This is a genomic window from Actinomadura sp. 9N407 (assembly GCF_044326315.1).
In the GTDB taxonomy this organism is placed as follows: Bacteria; Actinomycetota; Actinomycetes; order Streptosporangiales; family Streptosporangiaceae; genus Spirillospora.
Window position 1 is genome coordinate 192,295 of sequence record NZ_JBIRAW010000002.1, and the last position, 15,390, is coordinate 207,684.

Below are 15,390 nucleotides of genomic sequence, written 5' to 3' on the forward strand. Positions count from 1 at the left end.
GTGGCCCTGACCCGAAACTGACGCGGGCATCCGAAAGGCGAAGGCGGCTCCCGAGGGCCCCATGCGGCGCATGGGGCCCTCGCCATCCCTACGACCTCGGCCAACGCAACGTGACGCCGACCTCACCCGTCACGTTGACGTCAGATTCGTGTGATTCACGTCACAAAAATGAGACAAAGTTTTCGTCATCTCCCCGTAACAAATCACTAGAGTGACCCGCGATGGGCCTCTGCGCGCCCACCCTCGCGGACCCCCCGGTTACCCCTGCGTATCGCTAGGAATGGCACCCGTTGCGGGCACCTCGGGAAGATGAAAATGACCCGGAAAATAACAAGCATATTGTTATACCCGGTATCGAAAACTCTAAACATCCCACAGATAACATTCCGTAGCGATCAGGGCCCGAACTTCGCTAAATTACCTGGACATGGCAGCGCAACCCCTGCAATCGCCCCCTGACCGATCCGGACCGAACCCGGCCATACGGCTGTCGGAACCGCATCTTGAGGATGGGCCGGAGTTGTGGCGGCTCGCACGGGACTCGCGGGTTCTGGACGTGAACTCGCCCTACAGCTACGTCCTCTGGTGCCGCGATTTCGCCGGCACGTCCGTGGTGGCCAGGCCGACCGCTGACCCGGCCACCGGCCCGGCCACCGGCAAGCCGGACCGGCCCTGCGGCTTCATCACCGGCTTCACGCGTCCGACGGCGCCCGACACGCTGTTCGTCTGGCAGGTCGCCGTCGACGACTCGTTCCGCGGCCAGGGCCTGGCCCGGCGCATGCTGGACGATCTCGGCGACCGGCTGGCGGCCCGCGGCGGCGGCTATGTGGAGGCCACGGTCACGCCGGACAACACCGCCTCCACCAGGATGTTCGAATCCTTCGCCCGCAACCGCGGCTGCGAGCTGGCGAGGTCTCCGCTGTTCGGCCGCGAGCACCTCCCCGAGGGCCACGAACCCGAGGTCCTCTTCCGCATCGGCCCCGTGCCGCCCGCGATCTAGTCCGCGGACGGCCCGGCGGCGGCCCCGTGCCGCACGCCCGTGCCCGCTCCCCGACTCAAGCGTCCCGTCCACCCCACCTGCCCGGAGGCAGAAAATGGATGTTTTCCCTCACCTCGAATCTGAAGTCCGCGGCTACTGCAGGGGCTGGCCGACCGTGTTCGACACCGCGCGCGGCAGCCATATGACCGATGAGAACGGCAAGACCTACCTCGACTTCTTCGCCGGCGCGGGAACGCTCAACTACGGGCATAACAACCCGCAGCTGAAACAGCGGCTGATGGACTACCTCGCGGGCGACTCGGTGGTGCACGGACTCGACATGTACACCGTCGCCAAGCGCCAGTTCCTGGAGCGCTTCAACGAGATCGTCCTCGCCCCGCGCGGCATGGACTACAAAATCCAGTTCCCCGGCCCGGCCGGAAACCACTCGGTCGAGGCGGCGCTCAAACTGGCCCGCAAATACACCGGCCGTGAGTCCGTCATCAGTTTCACCAACGCGTTCCACGGCATGACGCTGGGCGCGCTGGCGGTCACCGGCAACTCGATGAAGCGCGACGGCGCCGGCGTACCGCTGGGGCACGGCGTGACGATGCCGTACGACAACTACCTCGACGGCCGCACGCCCGACTTCCTGCTGCTGGAGACGATGCTGGACGACAGCGGCAGCGGCCTCGACAAGCCCGCCGCGGTGATCGTCGAGACCATCCAGGGCGAGGGCGGCATCAACGTGGCCACCGCCGAGTGGATGCGCGGGCTGGCCGACCTGTGCAAGCGGCACGACATCCTGCTGATCGTCGACGACGTGCAGATGGGCTGCGGCCGCACCGGCGCGTTCTTCAGCTTCGAAGAGGCCGGGATCAAGCCCGACATCATCTGCCTGTCCAAGTCGCTGAGCGGGTACGGCCTGCCGTTCGCGATCACGCTGATGAAGCGCGAGTTGGACGTGTGGGAGCCCGGCGAGCACAACGGCACGTTCCGCGGCTTCAACCCCGCCTTCGTCACCGCCACCGCCGCGCTGGAGGACTACTGGACCGGCGACGGCATGGAGAAGCAGACCCTCGCCAAGGGCGAGCAGGTCGAGCTGGCCCTGAACGAGATCGCGCTCGAGCACGCCGGCGCGGTCGAGGGCGTCCGCGGCCGAGGCATGGCCTGGGGACTGGTCATGCGGGACGCCGACCTGGCCCCCCGCGTCTGCGCCGAGGCGTTCGGCCGCGGGCTGCTGATGGAGACCTCCGGCCCGGAGGGCGAGGTGGTCAAGCTGCTGCCGCCGCTCACCACGACCGAGCCCGAACTGTCCCAGGGCCTGGAGATCATCGCCGAGTCGGTCCGCGCCGTGCGCGCGACGGTGGCGGTCTGACCGCGGCTCCGCCGCGCACCGGACACCGCCGTACCCCGGCTCGACGCGGAGACCTCGGCACGAGGTCTCGGCAAAGAGGAAAGGAAACACCAGAAGTGATCGTCCGTTCTCTCAAGGACATCGTCGGAACCGAGCGCGATGTGCAGGCCCCGACGTGGTGCAGCCGCCGCTTCGTGCTGGCCGGCGACAAGGTCGGGTTCTCGCTGCACGACACCGTGCTGTACGCGGGCACGAGCACCAAGATGTGGTACGCCAACCACATCGAGGCCGTGTACTGCATCGAGGGCGAAGGCGAACTCGTCAACGAGGAGACCGGCGAGAAGCACCGCATCGAGCCGGGCGTCATGTACCTGCTCAACGAGCATGAGCACCACATCCTGAACGCCCACACCGACGTACGCACCGTCTGCGTCTTCAACCCCCCCGTCACCGGCCAGGAGGTGCATGACGAGAACGGTGTCTACCCGCTGCTCACCGAGGAGGACGCATGAGCATCATCGAGAGCCATCCGACCATCGACGACTCCTATCCCACTCGAAAGTGCGCTGAGCCGGCCCTGCTCTACCGCCAGGACCCGGTCGTGTACGGCGCCCCGGAGGACGGCCCGGTCGACGCCGCCACGCTCCACTCGTTCGAGACCAACGGGTTCCTCTCGGTGGACGAGCTGCTGCGCCCCGACGAGGTCGAGGACTACCGCGCCGAGCTGCGCCGGCTGTCGGCCGACCCGGCGGTGCGGCGCGACGAGCGCACCATCACCGAGCGCGAGTCCGACGAGGTCCGCTCCATCTTCGAGGTCCACAAGATCAGCGAGGTGTTCGCCGAGCTGGTCCGCGACCCCCGCGTGGTCGGCCGGGCCCGGCAGATTCTCGGCTCCGAGGTTTACGTGCACCAGAGCCGGGTGAATTACAAGCCAGGATTCACCGGCAAGGACTTCTACTGGCACAGCGACTTCGAGACCTGGCACGCGGAGGACGGCATGCCGCGGATGCGCGCGGTGAGCATCTCCATCGCGCTCACCGAGAACTTCGTGCACAACGGCGCCCTCATGATCATGCCGGGATCCCACAAGACGTTCGTGTCGGCCGTCGGCGAGACGCCCGACGACCACTACAAGGACTCGCTCAAGCGGCAGCAGATCGGCACGCCCGATCCCAACAGCCTCTCGATCCTGGCCGACAAGCACGGGATCGAACTGTTCACCGGGCCCGCCGGCTCCGCCACGATGTTCGACTGCAACTGCATGCACGGCTCGAACGGCAACATCACGCCGTTCCCGCGCTCGAACATCTTCATCGTCTTCAACAGCGTCGACAACGCCTGCACCGAACCTTTCTCGGCCGCCGCCCCGAGACCGACGTTCATCGGTGCTCGCGATTTCACCCCCGTGGGCGCCTAGGCGTCTACCCTGCCGTCCTAACCGATTCCATCCGTCCGCCGATCCCGCACCCCGATTCCCCGCATCCCTGATCCATTGGCGCGCGACCGCCGGGGGCCATCCAGGCCCCCGGCGGTCGCGGGCATCACACAGGAGATCAAAGATGACTTCCTCGAGACGCGACTTCCTGCGCACCGCCACCCTGCTCGCCGGGGCGGTCCCGCTGGCCGCGGCCGGCTGCTCGACCACGGACCCCGAGGCCGAGCGGCAGGGCGGCGGCACCCTGGCCAAGGCCAAGCAGGACGGCAAGATCCGGATCGGCTTCGCCAACGAGGCCCCCTACGGCTTCACCGACAAGTCCGGCAAGCTGACCGGCGAGGCCCCGGAGCTCGCGCGAGCGATCTTCAAGGAGCTCGGGATCGCCAACGTCGAGGGCGTCCAGGTCGACTTCGGCGGGCTGATCGGCGGACTCAAGGCCAAGCGGTTCGACGTGATCGCGGCCGGCATGTTCATCAACAAGGAGCGCTGCGCCGAGGTCGCCTTCTCCGACCCCGACTACGTCGCCAAGACCGCGTTCATGGTGCCCAAGGGCAACCCGAAGAAGATCCTCAAGTTCGAGGACGCCACCAAGGCCGAGGCCAACATCGGCGTGCTCACCGGCGCGGTCGAGGGCGGCTACGCCGAGAAGCTCGGCGTGCCCAAGGACCAGATCAAGACCCTCGCCGACCAGCCCGCCGCGTACGAGGCGCTCAAGTCCAAGCGGATCGACGCGATCGCGCTCACCCGCATCTCGCTGGTGGACCTGCTGTCCAAGCACCAGGGCGAGCCGTACGAGGTCACCGAGGCGTTCGTGCCGGTGATCGACGGCAAGGAGCAGTTCGGTGCCGGCGGCTTCGCGTTCCGCAAGGCCGACGCCGACCTGCTCAAGGCGTTCAACGACAAGCTCGCCGAGTTCAAGCAGCAGAACAAGCTGCTCCCGATCATCCAGCCGTTCGGCTTCAGCCAGGCAGAGCTGCCGGGTGCCGGCGACACGGCGGCCAAGTTCTGCGCGGTCTGACCCGTGGGAGACGTCCTCGACAGTTACCAGCTGCTGCTCCGGGGCGCGTGGATCACCGTTCAGCTCACGGTGTACGGGAGCGCGCTGGCCCTGGTGCTCGCGCTGCTGTTCGGCCTGGCCGGCACCTCGCGAAGCCGGGCCGTGCGCGTCCTCAACCGCGTGTACGTGGAGTTCTTCCGCGGCACCGCCACGCTGGTCCTGATGTACTGGTTCTTCTACGCGCTGCCGCTGATCGGGCTCCGCTTCACGCCGATGGCGGCCGCGGTGCTCGCGCTCGGCCTCAACGTGGGCGCGTACGGTGCCGAGGTGGTCCGCGGTTCGATCAACGCGGTGCCCAAGGCCCAGTACGAGGCCACCGTCGCGCTGAACTTCTCGCCGGCGCAGCGGATGCGGCGGGTGCTGCTGCCCCAGGCCGTGGCGCTGATGCTGCCGCCGTTCGGCAACCTGCTCATCGAGCTGATGAAGGGCAGCGCGATCGTCTCGCTGATCACGATCGGCGACCTGACGTTCCGGGCCAAGCAGATCCAGTCCTCCACCGGCGAGACGCTGTGGACCTACGTGGCGATCCTGGTGATCTACTTCGTGATCGCCCAGCTGCTGCAGTTGCTCGTCCGGTACGCCGAGCGGCGGGTGGACCGGATGCTCGGCCGCGGGCCCACCAGGGAGCAGAGCCTTTCCTCGGTGGCGGCTAGTGCGCCCGGCGCGGGGATGGTGTCATGACCTGGGACTGGAGCTACACCGGGGAGATCCTTCCGGATCTGCTCAACGGGTTGCGCGTGACCATCGTGGCAACGGTGCTCGGCTACCTGCTGGCGCTGGTGCTCGGCCTGGTGTGGACGTTGCTGCGCCGCTCCCCCATCACCGTGGTCAGCCAGACCACGCGCTGGGCGGTGGAGTTCATCCGCAGCACGCCGCTGCTGGTGCAGCTGTTCTTCATCTTCTACGTGCTTCCGTCCTTCGGCCTCACGCTCGGCCCGCTCACCGCGGGGATCATCGGGCTGGGGCTGCACTACTCGGCCTACACCGCGGAGGTCTACCGGGCCGGCATCGCCGACGTCCCGCGCGGGCAGTGGGAGGCGACCATCGCCCTCAACCTGCCCAAGCGCCGGACGTGGCAGGGCGTGATCCTGCCGCAGGCCATCCGCAAGGTCGTGCCGACGCTCGGCAACTACCTCATCGCCATGTTCAAGGATTCGCCGCTGCTGCTGGCGATCAACGTCGCGGAGATGCTGGGCGCCGCGTACCAGATCGGCGCGCAGACACTGAAGTTCCTGGAGCCGATCACGGTCGTGGGACTGCTGTTCGTCATCGTCAGCGTCGTGTCCTCGATTCTCGTCCGTCGCCTGGAGAGGCGCTATGCCACCTACTAACGCCAAGCCCGAAGACTCGGCCGAGGACTCGCCCGAGGTTCCGCTGTCCAAGGGGTCGTCCCAGGGATCGGAGCAGCCGCCCGTATCGAAAGGGCAGGCGGTGTCCAAGGGGCCCGGAGGACCGAAGATCGAGACCTCCGCGCTGCCGCTCAAGAAGCAGGACGGCAGCGGCGCGCCCGGGATCAGCTTCGAGAAGGTCGTGAAGCGGTTCGGGAGCAACGTCGTCCTGCGGGAGCTGGACTTCACCGTCGCGCCGGGCGAGCGGGTGACGCTGATCGGGCCCAGCGGGTCGGGCAAGACCACGATCCTGCGGCTGCTGATGACCCTGGAGAAGCTCAACAGCGGGGTGATCCGGGTGGGCGAGCGTCCGCTGTCGCACATGGAGCGCGGCGGGAAGCTCGTCCCGGCCAACGAGAAGCACCTGCACGAGATGCGCAAGAAGATCGGCATGGTGTTCCAGCAGTTCAACCTGTTCCCCAACATGAACGTGCTGCGCAACCTCACCGAGGGGCCCGTACACGTGCTGGGCAGGTCCAAGGACGAGGCCGCCGACAAGGCCCGGGAGCTGCTGGACATGGTCGGCCTGAGCGACAAGGCCGACGCGCATCCCACGCAGCTGTCGGGCGGGCAGCAGCAGCGCGTGGCCATCGCCCGGGCGCTGGCGATGGAGCCCGAGGTCCTGCTGCTGGACGAGGTCACCTCGGCGCTGGACCCCGAACTGGTCGTCGGCGTCCAGGACCTGCTGCGCGACATCGCCCGGCAGGCCGATCTGACGATCCTGTGCGTGACCCACGAGATGCACTTCGCCAAGGACATCTCCGACCGGGTCCTGATGTTCGACCAGGGTCAGATCGTCGAGGAGGGCCCGCCGGACCAGATCTTCGGTGAGCCGTCCGAGCAGCGCACGCGGGACTTCCTGCAGGCGGTGCTGGCCTCCTAGCGCCTCCCGTCGCCGGCCGCCCGCGTCCCCGTCGCCCCGGGGACGCGGGCGGTTCACATCGGACGGGCCGAGTCCCTGTCCCGTCCGGTGTGCCCGTCCCCTCCGGTGTCGCTGTCCCCTCCGGTGTCGCTGTCCCGTCCAGTGCGCCCGTCCTGGCCGGTGCTGTGGGCGCGGGCGTCCAGCCAGGCGATCGGGAGGGCCACGGCGATCCCGGCGGCGGCCACGGCGAACGAGCCGGAGATCCCCAGCAGGCCGGAGACCAGCCCGATCATCACCGCGCCGGCGCCGGTGCCCGCGTCGAAGGCGATGTTCCAGGCGGCGCTGGCCGTACCGTGCCCGTCCGGGCCCGAGCGGTGGAACATCACCACCAGCGTGTCGTTCTGGACCAGGCCGAAGCCGAGCCCGTAGGCCGTGGCGGCGATGACGGCCACGGCCGTGGCCCCAGCCCCCGGCTCGTCCGCCATCGTGGCGGCGACGGCCAGTCCCGCCATCCCGAGCGCCGCCACCGCCAGGCCCGGCGCGGCCATCCGGCCGGCCCCGAAGCGGTCGCTCCAGACCCCGGCGCCCCAGCGACCGGCGATGATCGCCGCCGACAGCGCGAACAGCGCGACCGCCGCGGCACTGGAGTCCTTCAGGGCGAGAGGCAGGAACGAGGCGACGCCTCCCAGCGCGCACGCCGAGGCGAACAGCGCCGTCCAGGGTCCTCCTGACCGGCCCACAGCGCGGGGCACGGCACGGCGCAGGACCCGCACCGCGGTACGGGCGGGCACACGCTCACGCGGTGCGGCGGAACTCCGGGACGGGGCGAGGGCAGGGCTGCGGGACATGCCCAGGACCAGCGGGGCGGCCAGGACGCTGGCGAGCCCGGCCGCGACGAAGACCGGGACGAAGCCGTACCGCTCGGCCGCCCACAGGCCCGCGGGCAGCATCAGTACCTGGGGCAGTCCCACGGCCAGGCCGTACAGGCCCAGGGCACGCCCGCGGCGGTCCGGGGCGATCAGCGCGGCCACCAGCGCCGCGCCCGCGACGGTGACGATGCCGAACCCGGCGCCGCGGACGGCCGAGACGGCCAGCACCCACGGCAGCGCGGCCGACGCCGCGTACCCGAAGGTGGGCACGCCCAGCAGCAGCGCCCCGGCCACCAGCAGGACCCGTGCCCCGAACCGCCGGGTCAGCCGGGACATCCAGAGCTGGACGAACACGGTGACGGCCATGACCGTCCCGGTGGTGGCGCCCGCGCCGCCGTTCCCGGCCCCGCCCTCGACCGACCAGAGCGGCACCAGCGACAACAGGACGGCGTGATTGGAGAACATCCCGAGCGACGCCGCCAGCAGGAGCAGGAAGTCGCGTCCGGCCAGCCCGGTGGTCCCGGCACGGCCGGTCCGGTCCGTATCGAAGGGAATTTCGCGGCAGGTCACCTGATCGTTGGTACCGCACCTCGGGTGTCATGTCCAATGCTCGCGTTGACTCCTGAGTCCGGCCCGGCAGCCGCCCGTCCGGCACGCGCCTTATGAAGCAGAATCGGATTCGGTACGGTGGGGGCCGGAACCGCCGGCGAAGGGACGATCACGCGTGACCGCAAGTACGGCCATGGGCACGGCCATCGTGGGACTCGGCATGACCGAGCTGGGCAAGGTGTACGGGCGCAGCCCGCGCCGGTTCGCGGCGGACGCGGTACGGCTGGCGGTCGCCGACGCCGGGCTCGCGCTCGACGACCTTGACGGGCTGCTGGTGAGCCATGGCCTCGGCGGCTCCCCCGGCATCGAGCTGGCCGACACCCTCGGCCTGCGCGACCTGCGCCTGCTGAGCCAGATGAACTCCTTCGGCGCCACCGCGGGCGCGATGGTCTCGTACGCGGCGATGTCGATCCTCAGCGGCGCGGCCACCACCGTGGCGTGCGTGTTCTCCGACGCCCCGCTCAAGCCCAAGCAGTCCTCGGGCTCGGCGTACCATCGCGACGCCCCCGAGTGGTACGGGTTCGGCGGGATGACCGCGGCCCTCGGGCTGCGCAGCGTCAACGCGTTCTACGCGCTCGCGGCGCAGCGGCACATGACGCGGTACGGGACGACCGGCGAGCAGCTCGGCGCCATCGCCGTCAGCACCCGCGACTGGGCGACCCGCAACCCGCGGGCGCAGCTGCGCGAGCCGATCACGCTCGCCGACCACCAGGCGTCCCGCTGGGTCGCCGAGCCGCTGCACCTGCTCGACTGCTGCCTGGTCTCCAACGGCGCCATCGCGGTCATCCTCACCAGTGCGGACCGGGGCCGCGACCTCGCCCAGCCGCCCGTTCACATGTGGGGCTGGGGACAGGGCCACCCCGGGCACCGCAAGGAGCGGGGCAGCGAGTTCGGCCTCACCACCGGCGCGCTCACCTCCGGGCCGGTGGCGATGAAGATGGCCGGAGTGACGGCCGACGACATCAGCCAGGCCCAGCTGTACGACTGCTACACCTACACGGTGCTGGTGACGCTGGAGGACTACGGCTTCTGCGCCAAGGGCGAGGGAGGCGCGTTCGCCGCGTCCGGTGCCCTCGGCCCCGGCGGCGCGCTGCCCACCAACACCGGCGGCGGGCAGCTGTCGGCGTACTACATGTGGGGCATGACGCCGCTGTCGGAGGCGGTGATCCAGGCCCGCGGCCACGGCGGCGAACGCCAGGCCGGCCGCAACGACGTGATCCTGGTCAGCGGCAACGGCGGCATCCTCGACCACCACTCCACGATGATCGTCAGCCCGCACGCGAAGGGGGCCTGAACGTGGACGCGAGCACGAACACGAGCACGGACGCGAAAACAGGCGCGAGCAGCGACGCGAGCACGGACGCCGGCACGGACGCGCACCTGGAGATCGGCATCCTGCGCCGCGACGGCCGTACCGACCCGTTCTTCGACGGCACCGCCGCGGACCGGCTCGTCATCAGGCGCTGCGAGCCCTGCGGCCGCTGGTACGCCCCCGACCAGTCCTCCTGCCCCGAGTGCGGCGAGGAGGACCTCGACTGGGTTCCGGCCGAAGGCACCGCGACCCTGGTGACGTGGACGGTCACGCGCAGCCGTACCGGAAAGGCCCCCGCCTACCTCGCGCTGGTCGAGCTGGCCGAGGGCCCCTGGCTGCACGCGCGGCTGGACGGCGTCGCCCCCGAAGCCCTGCGGGAGGGCCTCCCCCTGCGGGCCACCTTCGTCCACCCCGCCGAGGGCGAGTCGTACATGCTGTTCAAGTCGCACATGCCCTCCAAGTCGTAGGTGCTTCAAGTCGTAGGTGCCCTTTGGTCGGGCGTGCTTTCAGCAGTCGTAGGTGCTTTCAAGTCGTAGGTGCTTTCAAGGGAGTGTGAAGCGATGCGCACGGATGTCTGCGACATGTTCGGGATCGAGTTCCCGCTGCTGGCGTTCAGCCACTGCCGCGACGTGGTCGCCGCCGTCACCAACGCGGGCGGCATGGGCGTGCTCGGGGCGGTCGCGTACACCCCCGAGCGGCTCGAGGAGGAGCTGCGCTGGATCGACGACCATGTCGGGGGCCGCCCGTACGGCGTGGACGTCCTGGTGCCCGGCAAGATCGACGAGTCGGCCGAGCGGGCCGGCCGCGGCGAGGGCGGCCTCGACACCATGCTCGCCGCGGTCCCGAAGGAGCACTGGGAGTTCCTGCACGGGCTGTTCGCGAAGTACGACGTACCGCCGCCCGACATCACCCGGGCCAAGAAGAGCAACTCCCGTGGCGGTACCCAGGTCACCAAGGAGGGCGCCACCGAGCTGATCGAGGTGTCGCTGTCGCACCCGATCCGGCTGATCGCCAGCGCGCTCGGCACGCCGCCGCCGCTGATGGTCGAGTCGGCCAAGTCCGCCGGCGTCCCGGTCGCCGCCCTGGTCGGTACCTCCGAGCACGCCCGCCGCCAGGTCGCCGCGGGCGTCGACCTGATCGTCGCCCAGGGCGGCGAGGCCGGCGGCCACACCGGCGAGATCTCCACGATGGTCCTGGTCCCCGAGGTCGTCGACACCGTCGCCCCGATCCCGGTACTGGCCGCGGGCGGCATCGCCACCGGCCGCCAGATGGCCGCCGCCCTCGCGCTCGGCGCCGCCGGCGTCTGGTGCGGCTCGGTCTGGCTCACCACCGAGGAGGCCGAGACCTCCGCCGCGGTCAAGGAGAAGATGCTCGCCGCGACGTCCCGCGACACCGTCCGGTCGCGGTCCCGTACCGGCAAGCCCGCCCGCCAGCTCCGCTCCGCCTGGACCGACGAGTGGGACGGCCCCGACAGCCCCGGCGCGCTCGGCATGCCGCTGCAGATGATCGTCGCCCAGGGCGCGATGGCCCAGATCGACAAGATCGCCCAATCCGGCAATCCGGGCGCGCGGCAGCTGGCCAACTACTTCGTCGGCCAGTGCGTCGGCCAGATGAACACCGTCAAGCCCGCCCGCCAGGTCGTGTACGACATGATCGAGGAGTTCGCCGAGGCACTGGACCGCCTCAACACCATCACCGGTGCCGACAGCGTCACCTGATACCGCGGTCGCCGATACCGCCGTCACCGGAACCGACAGCGTTACCGGAACTGATTGAGCGGCCGGCCGGGGCCCTTCTTGATCTGATCGGTGAAGAGCCGGGCGAGCGTCTCGTGGCCCTTGACCGTCGGGTGGAAGCTGCGGGCCTCGGCCGCGAGCGCGGAGACGCTGACCGCCAACCCGTTCATGTACGGGTCGGGGCTGCCCACCTCGTGCCCGGCGAACGTGCTGTAGGCGTCAACGAATTCCAGGCTGCCCGCTCCGCCGGTCGCCGCGACGCGCCGGTCGGCCTCGGCCACGGTCTGCCGGATCACCTCGTTCAGCTCGCGGTGCCGGGCGTTCAGCCACTGCTGGTCGGCCACGCTGATGTTGTCGCCGCCCGCGCCGTCGATCTCCGAGAACGCCCGCGGGTAGCCCATCACGATCACGCGCGCCTTCGGGGCCTTGGCGGTGACCTTGCCGTAGAGGTCGGGCAGCGTCCGGCGCAGCTCGGCCATCCGCGCGGCGACGTCCGGGCCCTGCTCGGAACAGGACCGGCTCCACGGCAGCTTGAGCACGCAGCCGGCCAGGATCTTGGAGAACCCCACGTCGTTGCCGCCCACGCTCATCGTGATCAGGCTGGTGTTCGCGTCGATCCGGGTCAGCTGGGACGGCTCCCCGGACTTCCCGCTCAGCAGCGTGCGCGTGGTGGCGCCCGAGCACGCCCAGAACGCGCTGGACTTGAACGGGAACGCCTTGGCGACCTGGTGGTAGTAGGCCTTGGAGGTGCGCTGGCAGCGGGCCAGCGGGTTCTGGTCGGCCACGGTCGCCTCCGCACCGAGGCCCGACGAGTAGGAGTCGCCGAGCGCCACGTACGTCCCCTGGGCCGCGGCCTCGACCGGGCTGAGCGGCTGCCGCTGGGGCGACCGGGCGGGATCGGCGTGCGCGGCCTTCACCGGCTCGGCGCATCCGGTCCCGAAGATCTCGCACCGTACGGCGGGCAGCGCCACCAGCGGAGCGATCGCGAGGGCCAGCAACCCGACCAGGATCGCTACGGCCCGGCCGCGTTCACCGATGCGCATCCATCCCCTCCCTCGCTCCGTCCCGATGCTTCATGGGGTCGGGCCTCTATGGGGTCCAGACGTCCATCCGGCCCACCAGGTTCCCGCCTTTACATTGTAGATTAATAAGAATCGGCAGCGGGCCGGGCGCCGATCCTGGATCCTGGCAGGGACCACGCTACGGCCGGGAGGACCATGCTCGCGGTACTGACCGGTCTCGGCCTGTCGGCCGCGGCGGGCCTGAACGCCTACATCCCGGTTTTGGTGATCGGCCTGCTCGACCGCCACACCGACGCCGTACGGCTGCCCGCCGAGTTCGGCTGGCTGAGCAACGGCTGGGTGCTGGCCGGGCTCACCCTGCTGCTGGCCGCCGAGATCGTCCTGGACAAGGTCCCGGTCGTCGACAGCGTCAACGACCTGGTGCAGACCGCGATCCGCCCCGCGTCCGGCGGCGCCGTCTTCGCCGCCACCGAATCCGCGTCCCAGCTCGACCGGGAGAACCCCTGGATCGGCTGGACCCTGGGCATCGCCGTCGCCCTCGCGGTCCATCTCACCAAGGCGGCCGTACGGCCCGTGGTCAACGCCGGCACCCTCGGCACCGGCGCCCCCGTGATCAGCACCGCCGAGGACACCTTCTCGCTCGGCATGAGCCTGCTGGCCGTACTGGCCCCGGTGATCGCCCTGCTCGGACTGATCATGCTCGGGTACGTGGCGTACCGCCTCCTGCGGCTGCGCAGGCGCCGCCGGCGCGTCAACCCAGCGGCGCCCACATGACGACCCGCGGCCCCAGATCATGCAGCCCCGCCTTGATCTCGGCCTCCCAGTAACCCCGCAGACCCGGCCCCCAACGTTCCTCGGGCAGCACCTCGAAGCCGTGCTTGAGGTACCAGGGCGCGTTCCACGGCACGTCCTGGAACGTCAGCAGCGACACCCCCGGCGCCCCGGCGGCCGCCGCCCGTTCCAGCACCTTCGTGAGCAGCCGGCCGCCGATCCCCTGCCGTACCTGATCGACATGCACGGCGATCTGCTCCAGATGAACGGCCCCGTCCAGTGGTTCCACGGCCGCGAACCCCACCGGCGGCTCCCCCGCGACCAGGATGTCGCCGCCCTGGTCGATCACGACCTCGATCACGGTCGGGCCGGCCGGGAACACGATGCCCAGCGGCGCGAACATCCCGTCCGCCGACTCCTCGATCGCCACCAGGGACGCGAGATCCACCGGGCGGGCCGTACGGACTTCAAGGCTCATTCCGCGATCGTACGTCCGGCCGGCCCGCCCCATCGATCCCTTTATCCGGGGCTCTGTTCGGGTCCCGTACGGGTCAGCGCCGCACGCATCCCGCCGGCCGCGAGCGCCATGGCCGCCAGCGCGTAGAAGTAGCAGTAGGCCGACAGGCGCCCCTCCCCATCCGCCGTCGCGGCGAACGCGGCCAGCGCCGCGCCCAGGACCAGCGCCCACAAGGCACCGAACGCGCCGCGCCGCCCTGCGATACCGGTCAGCATGAGCACGGCGGCGAGGGCCAGTACGACGAGGCCTGAACGGGAGAGGTAGCCAAGGCAGTCCGCAAGCACCTCCGCCGGCCCGGCCTCGCTCGCCTCGGGCATTCGCACCATGGGCGTCGAATCGCGCGACCCCAAATAAGTCGGCGCAAGCATGATTTGGAGCCGACCCTTAGGAGGCGGTAACGAACTGAGCAGAACCTGCGGAGCCACCGCCAGCGCCAGCGCGGCCAGCCGCCAGCCGACGGCGGGCCGCTCCCACAGCCGCGTCCGAGGCTTGCCTTCGGTCTCCGCCATCAACTCCCCCTTGATCATCGATGGGCCTCAGACAACCGCATCAGCACGACCAAAATCAGGAGAACGCCCCTATTGGCGTTATTCGGGCTCGCGGTATTCGGGGGCACGGCATTCGGGCTCACAGGTTTCGGGGTCACGGCATTCGGACGATGGGTACCGCGCCCAGCTCATCAATGCCGCCGGGAACTGTCACTTGCCGGATCGCCTGTCGAACCGCATCCACACGATCGCGCGTCCCTCCTCGGAGCGCACGCCCCATTCCCTGGCCAGCGCGTCGATGATCCTCATGCCACGCCCACCCTCACCCAGCGATTCCTCGCACAGGCGAGGGCGGGAACCGGCGGCACCGTCATCGGCCACCTCGACGAGCGTCTCGTCACCCACTTCGACGAACACCACGCTGATGCGCTCGGACGAGGTGTGCTCGACACCGTTGGTGAACGCCTCGTTCACACACGCCCGCACATCGTCGAGTGCGGGATGGCCCGCGCCGAGCACGTCCCGTACGAACGCCCGCACTCGGACGGCCGATCGTTCCGTTCCAGGCAGGGTGAGCGCGGCGACGACGGCCCGCGTCCCGCTCATGCCCCGGCCGTCCCCGCGATCCGGAGGGCGGCCTCGTCCAGCCGGGCCGCGTTCAGTTCCACCTGCCGCCACAGCAACAGCCACGCCCGGTCCCGCTCGACGGCGAGCACGGGCTCCCATCGCCGGTCCCCGCAGCGTACGAACAGCACTGGCTCCGTCCCTTGCGGGAACTCCAGCCGGCATCCCAGGGACACCGTCCACAACCGCCATGCCAGCCCAGCCAGGAGCGCGTACCGCATCTCACTCGGCGCCATCAGATCCCCTTCCTTCGGACCATCACGCGCCCAGATTCATCGCGCTCCGCGTTCGGCTCAACACATTCGGCCGTACCGGTGACATCCAGTCATTGGATATCCAGAGTTACTCCGCTCCGCTACCGATC

At 69.8% G+C, this 15,390-nt stretch carries 18 protein-coding genes; 12 read left to right on the forward strand and 6 right to left on the reverse strand.

Annotation, left to right across the window (positions count from 1 at the left end; genetic code table 11):
• Positions 1-427: 427 nt before the first annotated feature.
• From ectA to ehuA, 8 genes are all read left to right on the forward strand, one after another.
• Positions 428-1,000, forward strand: coding sequence for a diaminobutyrate acetyltransferase (gene ectA, locus ACH34Q_RS03595; RefSeq protein WP_395981261.1), 573 nt, complete (start codon positions 428-430; stop codon positions 998-1,000).
• A gap of 94 nt (positions 1,001-1,094) precedes the next feature.
• A complete protein-coding gene (gene ectB / locus ACH34Q_RS03600; protein ID WP_395981262.1) occupies positions 1,095-2,357 on the forward strand; it encodes a diaminobutyrate--2-oxoglutarate transaminase in 1,263 nt (420 codons plus the stop codon).
• Between the two features lie 95 nt (positions 2,358-2,452).
• Complete coding sequence (locus ACH34Q_RS03605) at positions 2,453-2,848, forward strand: ectoine synthase (RefSeq protein ID WP_395981263.1); 396 nt, start codon at positions 2,453-2,455, stop codon at positions 2,846-2,848.
• Complete coding sequence (thpD, locus tag ACH34Q_RS03610) at positions 2,845-3,753, forward strand: ectoine hydroxylase (protein ID WP_395981264.1); 909 nt, start codon at positions 2,845-2,847, stop codon at positions 3,751-3,753. Before ACH34Q_RS03605 ends, thpD begins: the two co-directional genes overlap by 4 nt.
• Positions 3,754-3,895: 142 nt before the next feature.
• Entirely contained in the window at positions 3,896-4,789 is an 894-nt protein-coding gene (gene ehuB / locus ACH34Q_RS03615; RefSeq protein ID WP_395981265.1) for an ectoine/hydroxyectoine ABC transporter substrate-binding protein EhuB, read from the forward strand.
• Between the two features lie 3 nt (positions 4,790-4,792).
• Positions 4,793-5,509 (forward strand): ectoine/hydroxyectoine ABC transporter permease subunit EhuC, encoded by a 717-nt coding sequence (ehuC, locus tag ACH34Q_RS03620; protein ID WP_395981266.1) that lies wholly within the window; start codon positions 4,793-4,795, stop codon positions 5,507-5,509.
• The gene (gene ehuD, locus ACH34Q_RS03625) at positions 5,506-6,159 is read left to right on the forward strand and encodes an ectoine/hydroxyectoine ABC transporter permease subunit EhuD (protein ID WP_395981267.1); all 654 of its coding nucleotides are present in this window, start codon (positions 5,506-5,508) and stop codon (positions 6,157-6,159) included. The genes ehuC and ehuD overlap by 4 nt, the downstream gene beginning before the upstream one ends.
• Positions 6,146-7,099, forward strand: a complete 954-nt coding sequence (gene ehuA, locus ACH34Q_RS03630; protein WP_395981268.1) for an ectoine/hydroxyectoine ABC transporter ATP-binding protein EhuA — start codon at positions 6,146-6,148, stop codon at positions 7,097-7,099. Before ehuD ends, ehuA begins: the two co-directional genes overlap by 14 nt.
• Positions 7,100-7,152: 53 nt before the next feature.
• On the opposite strand, the gene ACH34Q_RS03635 is transcribed toward ehuA, so the two are convergent.
• Entirely contained in the window at positions 7,153-8,517 is a 1,365-nt protein-coding gene (locus ACH34Q_RS03635) for an MFS transporter (RefSeq protein WP_395981269.1), read from the reverse strand.
• 154 nt (positions 8,518-8,671) lie between these two features.
• Between ACH34Q_RS03635 and ACH34Q_RS03640 the strand changes: the two genes are divergently transcribed.
• From ACH34Q_RS03640 to ACH34Q_RS03650, 3 genes are all read left to right on the forward strand, one after another.
• On the forward strand, positions 8,672-9,850 hold the full coding sequence (locus ACH34Q_RS03640; protein WP_395981270.1) for a thiolase family protein: 1,179 nt from the start codon (positions 8,672-8,674) through the stop codon (positions 9,848-9,850).
• 2 nt (positions 9,851-9,852) lie between these two features.
• Positions 9,853-10,335 carry a Zn-ribbon domain-containing OB-fold protein gene (locus tag ACH34Q_RS03645; protein ID WP_395981271.1) on the forward strand — a complete coding sequence of 161 codons (483 nt, stop codon included), beginning with the start codon at positions 9,853-9,855 and terminating at the stop codon, positions 10,333-10,335.
• A gap of 93 nt (positions 10,336-10,428) precedes the next feature.
• Positions 10,429-11,586, forward strand: coding sequence for an NAD(P)H-dependent flavin oxidoreductase (locus ACH34Q_RS03650; RefSeq protein WP_395981272.1), 1,158 nt, complete (start codon positions 10,429-10,431; stop codon positions 11,584-11,586).
• A 41-nt stretch (positions 11,587-11,627) separates the two neighbouring features.
• Here the strand turns inward: ACH34Q_RS03650 and ACH34Q_RS03655 are convergent, their stop codons facing one another.
• Complete coding sequence (locus ACH34Q_RS03655; RefSeq protein WP_395981273.1) at positions 11,628-12,647, reverse strand: SGNH/GDSL hydrolase family protein; 1,020 nt, start codon at positions 12,645-12,647, stop codon at positions 11,628-11,630.
• Between the two features lie 174 nt (positions 12,648-12,821).
• On the opposite strand from ACH34Q_RS03655, the gene ACH34Q_RS03660 reads away from it, so the two are divergent.
• Positions 12,822-13,400: a DUF4126 domain-containing protein gene (locus ACH34Q_RS03660; RefSeq protein WP_395981274.1), complete on the forward strand. Its 579-nt coding sequence runs from the start codon at positions 12,822-12,824 to the stop codon at positions 13,398-13,400.
• On the opposite strand, the gene ACH34Q_RS03665 is transcribed toward ACH34Q_RS03660, so the two are convergent.
• The 4 genes from ACH34Q_RS03665 to ACH34Q_RS03680 all read right to left on the reverse strand — a co-directional run bounded on the left by ACH34Q_RS03665 (position 13,378) and on the right by ACH34Q_RS03680 (position 15,262).
• The gene (locus ACH34Q_RS03665) at positions 13,378-13,875 is read right to left on the reverse strand and encodes a GNAT family N-acetyltransferase (RefSeq protein ID WP_395981275.1); all 498 of its coding nucleotides are present in this window, start codon (positions 13,873-13,875) and stop codon (positions 13,378-13,380) included. The two genes, ACH34Q_RS03660 and ACH34Q_RS03665, sit on opposite strands and share 23 nt — an antisense overlap.
• Positions 13,876-13,916: 41 nt before the next feature.
• Positions 13,917-14,231 (reverse strand): hypothetical protein, encoded by a 315-nt coding sequence (locus ACH34Q_RS03670; protein WP_395981276.1) that lies wholly within the window; start codon positions 14,229-14,231, stop codon positions 13,917-13,919.
• 381 nt (positions 14,232-14,612) lie between these two features.
• Positions 14,613-15,008, reverse strand: a complete 396-nt coding sequence (locus ACH34Q_RS03675; protein ID WP_395981277.1) for an ATP-binding protein — start codon at positions 15,006-15,008, stop codon at positions 14,613-14,615.
• Positions 15,005-15,262, reverse strand: a complete 258-nt coding sequence (locus tag ACH34Q_RS03680; RefSeq protein ID WP_395981278.1) for a hypothetical protein — start codon at positions 15,260-15,262, stop codon at positions 15,005-15,007. The genes ACH34Q_RS03675 and ACH34Q_RS03680 overlap by 4 nt, the downstream gene beginning before the upstream one ends.
• Between the last annotated feature and the right edge of the window lie 128 nt (positions 15,263-15,390).

Coding starts and splice junctions, on each gene's coding strand:
- ehuA (WP_395981268.1), top strand. CDS start 6,146: ATGCCACCTACTAACGCCAAGCCCGAAGACTCGGCCGAGGACTCGCCC.
- thpD (WP_395981264.1), top strand. CDS start 2,845: ATGAGCATCATCGAGAGCCATCCGACCATCGACGACTCCTATCCCACT.
- ACH34Q_RS03675 (WP_395981277.1), bottom strand. CDS start 15,008: ATGAGCGGGACGCGGGCCGTCGTCGCCGCGCTCACCCTGCCTGGAACG.
- ectB (WP_395981262.1), top strand. CDS start 1,095: ATGGATGTTTTCCCTCACCTCGAATCTGAAGTCCGCGGCTACTGCAGG.
- ACH34Q_RS03655 (WP_395981273.1), bottom strand. CDS start 12,647: ATGCGCATCGGTGAACGCGGCCGGGCCGTAGCGATCCTGGTCGGGTTG.
- ACH34Q_RS03660 (WP_395981274.1), top strand. CDS start 12,822: ATGCTCGCGGTACTGACCGGTCTCGGCCTGTCGGCCGCGGCGGGCCTG.
- ehuD (WP_395981267.1), top strand. CDS start 5,506: ATGACCTGGGACTGGAGCTACACCGGGGAGATCCTTCCGGATCTGCTC.
- ehuB (WP_395981265.1), top strand. CDS start 3,896: ATGACTTCCTCGAGACGCGACTTCCTGCGCACCGCCACCCTGCTCGCC.
- ACH34Q_RS03665 (WP_395981275.1), bottom strand. CDS start 13,875: ATGAGCCTTGAAGTCCGTACGGCCCGCCCGGTGGATCTCGCGTCCCTG.
- ACH34Q_RS03650 (WP_395981272.1), top strand. CDS start 10,429: ATGCGCACGGATGTCTGCGACATGTTCGGGATCGAGTTCCCGCTGCTG.
- ectA (WP_395981261.1), top strand. CDS start 428: ATGGCAGCGCAACCCCTGCAATCGCCCCCTGACCGATCCGGACCGAAC.
- ACH34Q_RS03680 (WP_395981278.1), bottom strand. CDS start 15,262: ATGGCGCCGAGTGAGATGCGGTACGCGCTCCTGGCTGGGCTGGCATGG.
- ACH34Q_RS03670 (WP_395981276.1), bottom strand. CDS start 14,231: ATGCCCGAGGCGAGCGAGGCCGGGCCGGCGGAGGTGCTTGCGGACTGC.